This is a genomic window from Deinococcus phoenicis (genome assembly GCF_000599865.1).
In the GTDB taxonomy this organism is placed as follows: domain Bacteria; phylum Deinococcota; class Deinococci; order Deinococcales; family Deinococcaceae; genus Deinococcus; species Deinococcus phoenicis.
The window spans coordinates 1-14,424 of record NZ_JHAC01000058.1; the positions used below are offsets into that span (position 1 = coordinate 1).

Here is a 14,424-nt window from a genome sequence, read left to right on the forward strand (position 1 = left end):
CCTCTACCTGCCGCACCCCGGCTGGTACGTGCCTTCCAATGCCAGCAAGAGCAAGGCCAGCCTGCCCCCAGGGTTCGATATTCGCGGTGACGGCGGGTATGTCATGTCCCCCCCGTCGCGGAACCGTAAGGGACAGTACCGGCGCACTGACCACCGGCAGCCGCTCAAGCTGGAGGACATTCCCCCGCTCGTAACAGTGGGCGGCGTCGAGTACCCGTTGCGGCGGGCGTTAGGACTGGTGCCGCCCGTGACTTCGGCACCGCCCTCTAGACCCGAGCGGCAGACTGACCAGGGCCAGGGCGGGGAGCGCATTCCGGTGTGGCTCATGCTGGACCGCGCAGAAGGCTATGCGCCCCTGAGCCGGAATCGGGGAGCGTTCATGTTCGGCCTCTGGATGAACGCCAACGGGTACGGCGAGGCGGAAGCCTTGGCGCACGTCGAGGAGTACGTGGCACGGGTGCAGGCCGTCAAACCGACCCCATTCACTGTGGACGAGGCGAGGCGCAGCATCCAGAGCGCCTACAGGTATCCCAAGAATGAGCCGTGGACGCGCCAGGACAACCAGTAAGACCGAGGACCTTTTTTGGCTCCTTTTACATTTTTTCTTGTTTACATGTTTACTTGTTGCATCAGAGGAAGATTGAGGGTGGGGAGGCCCCCCTGAGCCGGAGCTAACAACGGTCAGCCGGTCAACGATGCGAGCGCCGCTCCGCTCTGCTCGCTGACCGGCTTCCCAACGTTCCGGCTACCCCCCTTGCACCCTGTTGGAGAGCCATGTTTCGGAGGGTGGAGTGGCCGGAGGCCGCGCGAGATTCGCCCGAACAACGCCTCCATTCAGGTCAACGCCTGCCATGCAGCGACCGCCAGGAGCGCCAGTCCCAGCACCCACCGGAGAACGAGCGGGAGGGCCATCCACAGCGACCACAGCCCCGCGTAGTAGTTGGCCCACCCCGGCGACACGTCCCGCATAGCGGCGAAAGGGTCACGTTCCTGTTTCACCCCCGCAGCTTACGTGCAGAAACGGCATCGCCATCTGCCGTCTGACGGCATACTGAGCCTCACATGCCCCTCATCCCTGATGCACCCCCAGACGTTGAAACCTCTCCTCCCGCTGGTCACCACCCGGCAGATGAAGCAGCGGCGGAGAAAAGCATTTTTCCGCTGAATCGCGTGTAGAACGCCCTACTCAGGGCGCTGCCCCCTGTGGATATGGAATGCCTTAGCTCTTGCCAATGCGCCGGAATCCACAGGAGTAAAGGGAGTCCTCTCTTGTCCAACCCATTCTTCGAGCAACCGATCCTCAATTCCCCCTACGACTACCCCCGCCGCCACTGGGAACTCGATGACTCCGGCCAGCCTACCCAGCGCGTCGTCGAGCGCCGCCGCCCCGCCTCCTTCATCACCCCGATCCCCAAGCCCAAGCAGCAGAAGGGCAAGGGGAAGGGGGCGGTGCAGCCCACGCTGCTGATGGACGAGGGCCAGGGCCTGTCCACCACCGGGCAGACCTATGACACCACCTCGAACATCAACGAGGTCCGCCGCCTGGTGGACGCCTGGCGGCTGATCCCTGACCCGTCGAAATGGGGCGTCAGCCCGGAAACGGCGCGACTCCTCCAGCACTGGCGCTCCCATCCCTTCAGCAGCCAGCGCCCCTTCTTCTGCCAGGTGGAGGCCGTCGAAACGGCCATCTGGCTCACGGAAGTCGCGCCGAATACGGCGGACGGACGCCGCGTGCTGGAGTTCCTGAACGCCGCGAACGGGGAAGCCACCCCCGACCTCTCCCGCCTCGCCCTGAAGCTGGCGACTGGTGCCGGGAAAACGACGGTCATGGCGATGCTGATTGCCTGGCAGACGGTGAACGCCGTTCGGCACCCCAATAGCCGCCGTTTCACCCGCGGCTTTTTGGTCGTCGCCCCCGGCCTGACCATCCGTGACCGCCTGCGCGTTCTGCAACCCAACGACCCGGACAGCTATTACGCCCGCCGCGAGCTGGTGCCCACCGACATGCTGCCCGACTTGCAAAAGGCCCGCATCGTGATCACCAACTACCACGCTTTCCGGCTGAGGGAGCGGCTGGACGTGAGCAAGGGCACCCGCGCGCTGATCCAGGGCCGAACGGGCGAGGCCCTGTCCACCGTGGAGACGGAAGGCCAGATGCTCCAGCGGGTCATGCCGGAACTGATGGGCCTCAAGGGCGTGATGGTGCTGAACGACGAGGCGCACCACTGCTACCGCGAGAAGCCCGGTGAAGCGGTGGAAGGCGACCTCAAGGGTGAGGAGAAGAAGGAAGCCGCCGAGAACAACGAGGCGGCGAGGCTCTGGATCAGCGGCCTGGAAGCGGTGAACCGCAAGCTGGGGGTGCTGCGGGTCTTCGATCTCTCCGCTACCCCGTTCTTCCTGCGCGGCAGCGGGTACGCCGAGGGGACGCTCTTCCCGTGGACCATGAGCGACTTCTCCCTGATGGACGCCATCGAGTGCGGGATCGTGAAACTCCCGCGTGTCCCCGTGTCGCAGAACGTCCCCGGCAGCGAAATGCCCATCTACCGCAACCTGTGGGAACACGTCGGGAAGCTGATGCCCAAGAAGGGACGCGGCAGCGCGGGCGGCCTCGATCCGCTGGCCCTCCCCGTGAAGCTGCAAACGGCGCTGGACGCGCTGTACGGACACTACGAGAAGACCTTCCAGCTCTGGGAACAGGAGGGTATCAACGTCCCCCCCTGCTTCATCATCGTGTGCAACAACACGGCGTCTTCCAAGCTGGTGTACGACTTCATCAGCGGCTTCCACCGCGAGGACGGCTCCTTCGTGCCGGGACGCCTGGGGCTGTTCCGCAACTTCGACGACCAGGGGAACCCCCTCCCCAGACCACGCACCTTGCTGATCGACAGCGAGCAACTGGAGTCCGGCGAGGCGCTGGACAGCACCTTCAAGGAGGTGGCGGCGCTGGAGATCGAGCGGTTCCGCCGCGAGGTGGTGGAGCGCACGGGCGACCCGCGCGCCGGGGAGAACCTCACCGATCAGGACCTGCTGCGCGAGGTGATGAACACCGTCGGCAAGGTCGGGCAGCTCGGCGGCGGCATCCGCTGCGTGGTGAGCGTCAGTATGCTCACCGAGGGCTGGGACGCCAACACTGTCACCCACGTCCTCGGCCTGCGCGCCTTCAGCACGCAACTCCTCTGCGAACAGGTCATTGGCCGCGCGCTGCGTCGCCAGAGCTATGACCTGAACGAGGGGGGCCTCTTCAACGTCGAGTACGCCGACGTGCTGGGGATTCCCTTCGACTTCACGGCCAAGCCCGTCGTCGCCCCGCCCCAGCCGCCCCGCGAGACGGTGCAGGTACGGGCGATGCGGCCCGAGCGCGATCATCTGGAGATTCAGTTCCCGCGCGTGGCGGGCTACCGGGTGGAGTTGCCCAGCGAGCATCTAGAAGCGCATTTCACCGCCGACAGCACCCTGACCCTCACGCCGGAACTCGTTGGCCCCACCGTCACGAAGAATGCCGGGATCATCGGGGAGGGCGTGGACCTCACCGTGGAGCACCTGAACGCGCATCGTCCCGCGACCGTCGCCTTCCATTTGGCGCGGCACCTGCTGATGACCCGCTGGCGTGATCCGAACGAGGAACCCAAGCTGCACCTCTTCGGGCAACTCAAGGGGATCGTGACCCAGTGGCTCACCCACCACCTGGTCTGCCAGGGCGGCACCAAGCCCGCGCAACTGCTGTACCAGCCACTCGCGGACCTGGCCTGCAACCGCATCCACAACGCGATTGTCAGCACCTTCAGCGACCGGCAGCCCCCGGTGGCGATCCTTGACCCGTACAACTCGTCGGGCAGCACCGCGAACGTCAACTTCACGACCAGCGCGAAGAACCGCTGGCAGACCGCGCCCGACAAATGCCACCTCAACTGGGCGATCCTGCACAGCGACTGGGAAGCCGAGTTCTGCCGGGTGGCCGAGGCCCATCCCCAGGTCAGGGCCTACGTCAAGAACCACAACATGGGCTTCGAGGTGCCCTACCGCCACGGGAGTGAGGTCCGGCAGTACATCCCCGACTTCATCCTGAAGGTGGACGACGGGCACGGAAAGAACGACCTGCTGAACCTGATCGTGGAGATCAAGGGCTACCGGGGCGAGGACGCCAAGGACAAGAAGCAGACGATGGACACCTACTGGATTCCGGGCGTGAACCGCCTGGGTGTGTTCGGGCGCTGGGCCTTCGCGGAACTCACCGATCTGCACCTGATGGACGAGAACTTCACCAGCGTCCTGTCCGAACGCATGGAGCACGCCCTGAACCGGATGCTGCACCCCTACATCCCCACCACTGAGGTCACCGCATGACGAAGAGCAAGGCCGTGCTGCATTTCAAGCACGACGACGCCCACCGCCGCAACATCCCCACCGCCGAGCAGGAGAGCTTCTTCGACGAGGGGCAGAAAGGCCCTGTCCCCGTGACCTACCCGCGCAACCGCGATCTGGACCCGCAACTGATGTGGCGCGGGAAGGATGAGCAGAACACCTCCGATCTGGTGGCGCTCGCACCGCCCATCTACACCCAGGAGAAGATTCACCCGCAGGCGCTGATGGACGACCTGCTGGGGGAGACGCAGCGCCGGGCGAAGGCCCAGCCGAACGCCATGCCGGACCTGTTCGGCGACTTCAATGGCCTGCCCGAAGGGGACGCGAAGACCGAGTTCTACCAGCACGACCAGCACTGGACCAACCGCATGATTCTGGGAGACAGCCTTCAGGTCATGGCGAGCCTCGCGGAGCGCGAGGAACTGCGCGGCAAGGTGCAGTGCATCTACTTCGACCCGCCCTACGGCATCAAGTTCAACAGCAACTTCCAGTGGTCCACCGGCAGCCGGGACGTGAAGGACGGGAACGCCGCGCACATCACGCGCGAGCCGGAGCAGGTCAAGGCGTTCCGCGATACCTGGAAGGACGGCATTCACAGCTACCTGACCTACCTGCGTGATCGGCTGATGGTGATGCGCGACCTGCTGACGGAGAGCGGCAGCATCTTCGTGCAGATCGGGGACGAGAACGTTCACCGTGTCAGGGCAGTGATGGACGAGGTGTTTGGGGAAAGTAATTACATCGTTACCATTAGTGTGCAGAAGACTGGGAGCCAGTATGGTGAGTTTATACAGAGCAATAATGACTCTGTTATATGGTATGCGAGAAACGCTGAGGCTGCGGCCCGGAAGTACCGTCCCCTATTCCTCAACAGGAGCGGGGCAGAATCAACTTTATCTACTGTTGAGCGTGACGACTACGAGGCATACCCGCTAACATCAGACGGATATCGTGACACTACAACCTGCGATTTCGAGTTCGAGGGCAAGGTATTTCATCCCGGCAAACTCGCCCATTGGAAGGTCACGACTGATGGCCTCAATGTAGTTGCTAAAGCGGGACGCATTGTTAGACAAAAGACTCAAATACGACTTAAATACTTCTTCGAGGACTACCCAGTTACTCGCTTAGGCTCCACTTGGAATGACGTAGGGGGAGCAACCGGCAAAGTTTACGTTGTTCAGACCAGCACCAAAGTCATTGAACGCTGCATCCTTATGACCACCGACCCAGGCGACCTTGTGCTTGATCCCACCTGCGGCTCTGGCACCACCGCCTATGTTGCCGAGCAATGGGGCCGCCGCTGGATCACCATTGACACCTCACGAGTGGCGCTGGCCCTCGCCAGGGCGCGGCTTATGGGTGCCCGCTATCCGTACTACCTGCTCGCGGACTCCCCAGAAGGGCGGCGCAAGGAAGCAGAGGTCAGCCGCAGCACGCCGAAGACCTCCCCGACACACGGACAACTGCGCCAGGGGTTCGTGTACGAGCGGGTGCCCCACATCACCCTGAAGTCCATCGCCAACAATGCCGAGATCGATGTGATCTGGGAGCAGTGGCAGGAGAAGCTGGAGCCGCTGCGCGAGAAGCTCAACGGGCTGCTCGACAAGACCTGGGAGGAGTGGCAGATTCCCCGCGAGCCGGAAGCGGGCTGGAGTGATGAGGCGAAGGCCACCCACGCCGCCTGGTGGGAAGCCCGCATCGCCCGGCAGAAGGAGATTGACGCGTCCATCGCTGCGAAGGCCGAGTACGAGTACCTGTACGACAAGCCTTACGTGGACAACAAGCGTTTGCGCGTGGCTGGGCCGTTCACGGTGGACAGCCTCAGCCCGCACCGAATGCTCGCCTCGGACGAGAACGGGCAACCGATTGACCCTGCCCAGAAGCAGGAAGTGAAGCAGGATCAGCCCTTCGAGACGATGATCTTGGAGCAACTGCGCGCCGCCGGAGTGCAGCAGGCCGACAAGGGCGGCAAGATCGACTTCACCAGCCTGACGCCCTGGCCGGGTGAGTTCATCGCCGCCGAGGGCCGGTACATGGAGGGCGATACCGAGCGGCGGGCGGCCATCCTGATCGGCCCGGAGTTCGGCACGGTACTGCGCGCCGATTTGGTGGAGGCCGCCCGTGAGGCGGCAGACGCACGGTTCGACGTGCTGATCGCCTGTGCGTTCAACTTCGAGGCGCACACCACCGAGTTCAACAAGCTGGGCAAGCTGCCGGTGCTGAAGGCCCGCATGAACGCGGACCTGCACATGGCCGAAGACCTCAAGGCCACCGGGAAGGGCAACCTGTTCGTGGTGTTCGGGGAGCCGGACATCGAGCTGCGGGACGCCGGTGACGGGCAGGTGCAGGTGCAGGTTAAGGGCGTGGACGTGTTCAATCCGGCAACCGGCGCGGTACAGAGTGACGATGTGGACGGGATCGCCTGCTGGTTCGTGGACACGAACTACAACAACGAGAGCTTCTTCGTGCGCCACGCCTACTTCCTGGGCCAGCAGGACCCCTACACGGCCCTCAAGACGACGCTGCGTGCGGAGGTGGACGCCGAGGCGTGGGAGAGCCTGAACAGCGATACCAGCAGGCCGTTCCCGAAGCCGGGCACAGGCCGGGTGGCGGTGAAGGTCATCAACCACCTGGGCGACGAGGTGATGAAGGTGCTGCGCGTGGAATGAGGCAGCGACCAGCACAGTTGAAGTAACAGAGAAGGTGGCCTACGGGCCGCCTTTCAAGGTGCCCTCCCCAGCAGCGAGTCGCAGGCCCGCCACTCCGTTCCAGCCTTGGAATATATCCAAGGAATCCAGTGCGGCTTCAACGGGTGGCACGGCTCCACACTTTCGCCGTGAGCAGAACATAATTGGCATAGAGTGACCCCGTGTACAAAGGCATTAGGCTTCTCGTGTTGCTTGCGGTCGCGGGTAACGCACTGGCAACCAGCGTGCTCTACTCGCAGGTGAAGCTCACTCAGCTTCCCTTTTGCAAGACGTATGGCTGCAAACAGGTCGGGAAGCAGGCCGCGGACGATCCGGTCCAACCTTATGTCATCATCACCTACCATTTGACGAAGGCTGACGCCTGGGCCGAGGCCGATCACTTCCCCGACGGGGCGCTGATGGGAGTCACGCTGGTGTTTCGGCGTCAGCCACTCACCGAGCCGGACAAAGCGGTGGCCCTCGCACTCATCAAAGCCCTCACGGGTGGTGTCTACAGCAAGCAGGTACTCGAAAAGTGCTTCACCATCTCGGAGAAGAATGCCGTGCAAGACGATTACTTTTCCAGCGAGACGGGGCTGGCAAGCGGACAAGTTAGTGGGAACCTGAATTGGGTGGGCAAGTGCTACATGCCCATTGAAGGGTTCAAGCGCAGGAGCCTCGTCACCGTCTACGGCACCTTCCACTAATTGCTCAACGAGCAGGGTGCCCCACGCGGAAAGGCGCCACGTTGCCCCGCCCTCTGCACCAGGCTCCCACTTATTGGCGTCCAGGCGTGCTACACCTTGAGAAGGTCAAGTGCTTGTAGCAGGGCCGCGAAGGAGCGTTCTCCTTCCGCGGCCTGCTTGAACAGCGTGTTGATTTGCTCGGTAAGTTCAGCACCCTCACCCTTGACCTGTGGGGCCACAAGGGTGACGCTCAACCATTCACGCGCCGTCTCCAAATGCCCTGCGCGCAAAAGCCCAAGCGCGAGGGAGACAGGTGCCACCACAGGTCCCCAAACATCCGCCTCGCCAATCTTTTCCCGGAGTGGTCGAAGTTGAAAGTTGGTATTTGCGTTGAGTGAGGGCCGATGCTCCTTCCCAAGAGCACCCAACGTCAGGCTCAGAGCGAGGGGCGGCGGCAGCACTGTCATCCTCCAACGGCTTCGGCTGGTGATCCTGAAAACGTCTTCGAGGGCTACCCGACACTCTGCAATCCCGTCCGGTATTCGTCCGAGGTAGGCGGTAGCGCCCGGCATCCAGCGGGCCGTCAGATAGGCCAAACCCTCGGCGTCGGCGTTGTTGACCTTGTGGACATCTCTGTAGAGTTGTCGCGCCTCCTCTTCCAACTCATGCATAGGTTTGATGAGTTGAGGCAAAGTGGTCATACCAAGTTCTAAATGAATAGCGTTGATCCAGGCACGATATAAAAAGTCGTCTGGATTGGGTGACTGGATCATCCTCAATTCATCCAAAGCTAGGGCATACTCTTGTAGACCCAGCCGTGCGCGTGCTCTTAGCCAACGCTCTATGGTTGAGTCACGAGTCAGGCGTGTATCAATGCCCTCGTTGGTGATTTCCACCATTCTGAGGAAGTGCTGGCGTTGGCGCTGTACGCGATGCGGGCCTTCCGCCATTGCGCGCCCCAATTCTTGGAAGCTCTCAATCTGCCACCTGTACCGCTTAATCCTGTCCCACTCCATTGGGAGTTCAGTGGACAGGTCTAGTTGGCCTGCTTGCACCTGATTCCAGAGAAAGTAATTTTTAAGCTGAACGGAGTCGGGTGATTTCTTCAGGCCCTCCTCAAAGAGGGACTTGCACTTCCTGTAGGCTCCCATATGAAGGTAGGCGTGAGCCATATTGGCGATCACTGACTCATAGGAGTCCTCCATGCTAGGCGGTGGCGTGCGCTGTAGCTGGGGGTATCCCAGAGAAATAATTCGACTGTAGCTGTCAACATTTGTTAAGGCAGTGATACAAAAGTTTGTAGTACGGTCGCTCAGCTCCTCATGTCCGATAATCTCAGCCAGCACTAAAAGGCGATTAATTAGCCTTTCAAGCTCTTTAGCATCGTTCAGTGTCAGTGCTGTCACTGCCATTGCATGATAAATCCTGTACTCTGCTTCAAGGGGAAGTATTCCGATGCGGTGTAGGCTGCGAAGATCGTTGAGATACTCTGCTAGAAGCTCCATTCCACCGGGACTTGTCTTGGAGTTTTTCTCGCCTTCCAGAAGGCTCCGCTGGATGCCCAGATGATGAACGGAAGTTGCAATAATAATTTTCAATAGTTCATCGGAAGTTGCTCTGTAGGCAGGCCGTAAACATGCCAAACCTATTTCTTTGGTGAAACCTGGGGTACGCATCAGATGGGTAAAGGCTCTGATGTTACCTAGGGCACTTCCGTCGGAAAAAAAAGCGTTGGCTATCTCTTGTTGTGATGCTCCCGCCGCTGAGGCTTTAGCCGTCCATGACAGGACATCCGGCCAGTTGGCAAGATCGAGGTCCTTGTCGAGCTGAAGGAATACCTGGGTAGGCATGATGCGCCCCAAAGTAAAAGGCTGTGACCAGTGATCGGAGGCTTCGATCTCGTGTCACAGCCAGTACCGCAGGAATCAGTTGTCTTGCCACGGCAGGCAAGAACTGTCCACGGGGAAGGCTCGCTTAGTTCATCACCCCGTAGTCACCCGCACCGCCGTCATCCGGGTGGTTGGTGCCAGCGGAAGCGGAGCCGCCCTGAGCTGCCGCCATCGCCCCGTTGAGGCTGGTAGCGCCAAGAGCAAACATGGTGAGAACACCGAGGACCAGACGCAGCATCTTCTTCATGACTTCCTCCCCCAGTCTTGTTTGGCTGAGATACTAACGTACCATCATCCGAGATCGGAGGTCATTAGACGTATGGGCAAGTGCCTCTTCATTAAATTGTAAGGTCACACCCGCTTCCCGGAAGAGTTCTTTCGTGGGCCGAGTGTACCCAAGATGCATGGCAGCTTTAAGATTTAACAGGGCTTGCTTAGGATTGTTCTGATACAGGTTTTGAAATTGCAGGGCCGTGACCCAGGCAACTGCGTACTCAAACCTATAGAATGGGCTACTAAATAGCGTAAAGTTCTTCCAGAAGTATGGTCTTAGATAGGCGGCGTCGCCCCATTCGACTCCGGTAGGATATTGAGCATCTACCTTTTCATATAAGTCGGCAATCGTCGCTTTATCTACCGACTGTTCTTGATAGACTTTCTCCTGAAACTCGTCTAATTTACATGTATTGAGAATTTCAAAGCATATACGCTCAAGAAGAAGATAATTAACTACTTCTAATTCTTCCTGTTTGAAGAACTCCTGTAAAAGGGGAGTTGTGAATAATTCAAAAGTTTGAGAAATGAACTCTGCAAATTCGAGAGGAGGAGTGTAAACTTCATATGGCTGTCCCTTTGGTGCCATAGCATAGTGAATCGCATGGCCAAGCTCATGAAAAAGCAGGTGTATATTAAAAGCGCGAGGGCCAATGTGCATGATAACGAACGACTGCTCAGTTTCTGGCAGAACACCCGAATAGCCGTTTCGAGCTTTATCGGGACGGGTTTCTATGTCAATAAGGTCTTGATCCCTAAGATTACGAAATATATCTCCAAATTCAGGATCGAGCCGGTCAAGTACGCGGGCTGCTCGGTCAAGCACGTCCGCATCATCTGTAAATTGAGCCATCGGTGTAATACCGAATGGATTCAGCATGTTATCCCAGGGGCGCAACTCTTCGACGCCTAGAGACTTCTTGCGAAGTCTGCGTAACTCAAGAAAAAGAGGGACGATATGCTTCTTTACTGCCTCTCTGAATCTAGATGTATCCTGTGGCGTGTATGCCTTATTACGGAGAGGCCCCTTTTCCAGGGCGTAATCATAGTAGTTCGCATAACCACTCTGCTGCGCGATGCGCGTGCGTATGTCGTGAAGCTTTACAAACAGATCGTCGAGTTCATCATCTTTCTGATGCTCACTACCAATCAGGCCCAGGTAGGCTTTTCGGCGTTCTTCTCGATCAGGATGTTGTAATTTCGCGGCGAGCTGTCCCGGTTGGACCTCCTCACCGTCCACCCGGTACACCGTCGAGGCGCGAATCTGCTGGAACGATTTCCCAAGTTGATTCTCCTCACCTTGGAGTGCGAGAAGATCATCCGAAGGCTGATCGTCAGCGGCTGCCTCAACAAACTGTCGCCAGGTGGCTGGATAGGGCACGCCGCTCGCGGCGACCCGCTGGATGAACATTGTGGAAGCGGCAGCGAGTTTGGGGAAGTAATCCCGAACAAAATTGTCATGGGCTTCCTTGGCCTGAACGTCCGTGGAGTGGGCGTAGTAGGCGCGAATCAGCTCCCCCCGCGTCTGGTAGAGAGCACGGTTGAGCGAGAGCCAGCCCTTAAGAACCTGCGGTGCGGTGTCGGCGTTCAGTGGCGAGGTCAGAAGGGTGGAGAAACGCTGGTCCAGAAGCTCCCATGCAGGGTTCGTCATATGCGTCACCTTGAAGATGCTGAGTATCTTATCCTGCTTTCGCATCCGACCCTACGCAGGGCATCCACCTTGAGCGTACTGGTGCAGATTTCCTGTGCGCCGAATTTTACTTCGTAGTGTCGAGAGCGGAGCCGTTGCCAGGCTCTATCCTGCCACCTCAAAGGGAGGAGGAAAACGCGGTTATTTCGCGGCGCAGCGATGGTTTGCCGTGTTGAACGGTTATGAGTCTCCAGAAGGTTGCCTGCCAGCTTCAGCACGAGGAGGGATGCCTGATCTCCGATCTGTTGCTCCGGCTCGTGGACGTGGCCGTGCGGCTTCATACCCTGAGTGTCCAGGCTGAGCACGTCTCGGAGGGCGTGATACAAGCGGACGCCCAGTTAGAGCGCCTATCGGCTGAATTCGACCAGGCCCATGCCAGGGCCGTGGACCTCGGCATTCCCCTAGACACGCAGTTCCAACTTGACCTGTCGGGTAACCGCTACACCGTCTCGTTGACGGAAGATGGCCTCGAATACCGTCTCCTCAGTTGAGGTTGCCGGAGGCCGCCTGTTCCGGCGACCCTCCGGGAGGTACAAGCCGGTGCAGATGCAGGCGTTGCGGATCGAGCGGTTTACTCCGCCCTACTGGCGCGTAGAGCGGCTGCGCCAGCTCCTCAAGTTTTTTGGGGCTGAGGTAGGTGTAGAGGTGCAGCTCGCTGTACTCGTTCGTCTCGATGGTTGCCTTGTAAAGCCGCCGCAGGGCAGCCACGCTGTACCCCGCGTGCTGAGCTACGACCAGAATCCTGCGGCCTCCCTGGGCGTACACGATGGCCTCCTTCCTGACACTCAGGTCAATGGCAATCCCGGCCTGCTCCAGCATCAGGGCCACCTGTCTCAGACACACGTCGTCCATGAGGGCGGCATCTGTGGGGTGAAAGGACCCGGTGACTCCTGCAAGCCTTCGGCCCTGGTGCAGGAGATACAGAATTTTCCCAATCGGGGTTTCCCGAACCGCACAGACCTTCCGGCGCATGGCGTTCGTGACCAGCTCCTCACCGAACAGGGCCAGCGCCTCATGCCACGACAAGGCTCCAAATCGCTTGATCTCCGACGCCAGCGGGGCGAAAGCGGCAGTCGTGTAGACCCTGACAGCATCAGACACACGAAACTCTAACATCCAGCCCCAAGCCTGGCTCTCGGCGTCTGACAGTTATATCACTATCCAAACAGGTGACGGAAAGATCGTGCTACACTCACCCTCGGAGGCTTGCACCCTGACAAAGACCTGATTCTGAGAAGCACCACCCGCAAGCAGCAAAAAACCCCGCGTGCCACCGCGAGGCTTTGCTGAACCTGATTCGCTAGAGTCGAAGGCCCGTAACTGCCTCAGACTTTAGCGGACAACGCCCCTTTTTGCAAGGGAGAGAAGTTGTGTTGTCTGATCCCGTCCCCCCCAGTGGGGAACTTGGGCGTGTCGCCGCCAGCGCCACCCCCCCCATGTTGATTTCCCAGTCTCGTGACCTCTCTGCCGTCGAGCGCCAACTGCTCGCCGCCGCACAACAGCGGTTGCGGGAGCGCCAGCGGCAGGACCGGGAGGCGCGTGAGTTCGCCCAGGCTCTCCGCGAGAACCACCAGCCACGACTGTTGCCGCCCTCGCCAGAAGAGATGCCCGCTGCGCTGCCTACAGGCCCAGGAGCAGCCCTTCAGAGTGCTACCAAAGGTAATACCCCATCCCCGGCTGAGCAGGCCCCTTCACGGCCCGCTCAGCCGCTTGCTTTACCGCCTGTTGTAGGGGCAGCGGTAGACCATACCTGGCAGCAGCTTCCTCGCCCCCCCAAGCCCGGCACGCCGGAGGCTCGCGCTGCCCAGGTGGTGCAGTTGGCCGAGCCGATCATGCGGGAGCGGCTGCTCAAGCTGGCGCAAGCGGAGAGGGAAGCGAAGGGCAGGCAGGGCAAGGTATATCTCCGGGCCGACCGGGTGGAGCGGAACCTGACCGTTCTGCGCGCCCTCGTCGAAGGTGCTTACACCCTGATCGAGGCCAGGGGACAGCAGGCCGGGCACATCACCAGCTACACCTACTTCACGGTCCTCGACGTATTGCCCATCGCCACCGGCCTTAGCACGGCCTCGTGCGAACGGGCGACCAGCGACTTGAGGGCGTGTGGCCTGCTCGCCACCTGGAGTGACTGGACCACCGCCGAGTTTCTGGACCAGGAGACAGGCGAGAAGGTCAGCACCCGTGCCCGTACCGGCGTCTGGGTATGCGTGGAGCTGAAGCCGAACGCTCACCGCCGAGCAGTGATCTTCCCCTCGGAGCTTCCGCGTGACGAGGCGGGGCGGCTCAGGGCAGCCCGTGACCTGAATGCCGACCGCCGCGTGGGCCGGACGGCTTGGCAGGCCCGGAAAGAAGTGAGGGAATCATCTTCCCTACGAGGTAGGGAGGGGGGGATTCAATACCTGGTGCAATGGGCGTTATCGAGTGCAAATCGTATAGATTCCGTTAAAAGAGATTCCCTCACTTCCGCCACCCTCGCCAGCGCGAGCAGCCCCCAGGAACTCGTTTGGAGTTTGCAGGCTGTGATGAGCGAACACCCGCAGCGGCGTGGGGAGGTGATCGAGGAAGCAGCTCATGCCCTCGCACGCCTGTACCGCGACACGCGGAGCGTCGAACATTACTGCCGGGTACTCTGGCGGGCCACCGATGCCGAGTTTGAAGGCATCCCGGCCTTCCGCCAGTTAGAGGCTGCGATGCTCCGTACCCTCGTGACGATGCAAGAGATCCATTTGCACCACCCCGGCGGCTACCTGATGAAGCAGCTTGAGCGGGCCGGGTGGACTGACAGTGTGTATCGCAAGACCCGCCCCCCCAGGTGGGGTTCGGTCTAGTGAAGAGGG

At 60.3% G+C, this 14,424-nt stretch carries 11 protein-coding genes; 6 read left to right on the top strand and 5 right to left on the bottom strand.

What is annotated here, in order from left to right; translation table 11 throughout:
- On the top strand, nt 1-568 hold a 568-nt coding region (locus DEIPH_RS14970), incomplete at its 5' end, for a bifunctional DNA primase/polymerase (RefSeq protein WP_034359646.1).
- Between the two features lie 266 nt (nt 569-834).
- Here DEIPH_RS14970 and DEIPH_RS20225 read toward each other — a convergent pair.
- Complete coding sequence (locus DEIPH_RS20225) at nt 835-999, bottom strand: hypothetical protein (protein ID WP_161636077.1); 165 nt, start codon at nt 997-999, stop codon at nt 835-837.
- A 270-nt stretch (nt 1,000-1,269) separates the two neighbouring features.
- On the opposite strand from DEIPH_RS20225, the gene DEIPH_RS14975 reads away from it, so the two are divergent.
- From DEIPH_RS14975 to DEIPH_RS14985, 3 genes are all read left to right on the top strand, one after another.
- Nucleotides 1,270-4,344 (top strand): BPTD_3080 family restriction endonuclease, encoded by a 3,075-nt coding sequence (locus DEIPH_RS14975; protein ID WP_051517425.1) that lies wholly within the window; start codon nt 1,270-1,272, stop codon nt 4,342-4,344.
- A complete protein-coding gene (locus tag DEIPH_RS14980) occupies nt 4,341-7,034 on the top strand; it encodes a site-specific DNA-methyltransferase (RefSeq protein ID WP_034359648.1) in 2,694 nt (897 codons plus the stop codon). The genes DEIPH_RS14975 and DEIPH_RS14980 overlap by 4 nt, the downstream gene beginning before the upstream one ends.
- Before the next feature lie 200 nt (nt 7,035-7,234).
- Complete coding sequence (locus DEIPH_RS14985; protein ID WP_034359651.1) at nt 7,235-7,759, top strand: hypothetical protein; 525 nt, start codon at nt 7,235-7,237, stop codon at nt 7,757-7,759.
- Nucleotides 7,760-7,848: 89 nt separating this feature from the next.
- Here the strand turns inward: DEIPH_RS14985 and DEIPH_RS19950 are convergent, their stop codons facing one another.
- The 3 genes from DEIPH_RS19950 to DEIPH_RS19365 all read right to left on the bottom strand — a co-directional run bounded on the left by DEIPH_RS19950 (nt 7,849) and on the right by DEIPH_RS19365 (nt 11,596).
- Entirely contained in the window at nt 7,849-9,600 is a 1,752-nt protein-coding gene (locus tag DEIPH_RS19950; RefSeq protein WP_152544971.1) for a hypothetical protein, read from the bottom strand.
- A 112-nt stretch (nt 9,601-9,712) separates the two neighbouring features.
- The gene (locus tag DEIPH_RS20230; protein ID WP_161636078.1) at nt 9,713-9,874 is read right to left on the bottom strand and encodes a hypothetical protein; all 162 of its coding nucleotides are present in this window, start codon (nt 9,872-9,874) and stop codon (nt 9,713-9,715) included.
- Nucleotides 9,875-9,907: 33 nt separating this feature from the next.
- The gene (locus tag DEIPH_RS19365; protein ID WP_081790940.1) at nt 9,908-11,596 is read right to left on the bottom strand and encodes a M3 family metallopeptidase; all 1,689 of its coding nucleotides are present in this window, start codon (nt 11,594-11,596) and stop codon (nt 9,908-9,910) included.
- Nucleotides 11,597-11,772: 176 nt separating this feature from the next.
- On the opposite strand from DEIPH_RS19365, the gene DEIPH_RS15005 reads away from it, so the two are divergent.
- On the top strand, nt 11,773-12,081 hold the full coding sequence (locus DEIPH_RS15005; RefSeq protein WP_034359660.1) for a hypothetical protein: 309 nt from the start codon (nt 11,773-11,775) through the stop codon (nt 12,079-12,081).
- Here the strand turns inward: DEIPH_RS15005 and DEIPH_RS15010 are convergent.
- Nucleotides 12,074-12,691, bottom strand: a complete 618-nt coding sequence (locus tag DEIPH_RS15010; RefSeq protein ID WP_152544972.1) for a hypothetical protein — start codon at nt 12,689-12,691, stop codon at nt 12,074-12,076. The two genes, DEIPH_RS15005 and DEIPH_RS15010, sit on opposite strands and share 8 nt — an antisense overlap.
- 716 nt (nt 12,692-13,407) lie before the next feature.
- On the opposite strand from DEIPH_RS15010, the gene DEIPH_RS15015 reads away from it, so the two are divergent.
- Nucleotides 13,408-14,415 carry a hypothetical protein gene (locus DEIPH_RS15015; protein ID WP_152544973.1) on the top strand — a complete coding sequence of 336 codons (1,008 nt, stop codon included), beginning with the start codon at nt 13,408-13,410 and terminating at the stop codon, nt 14,413-14,415.
- Nucleotides 14,416-14,424: the final 9 nt, after the last annotated feature.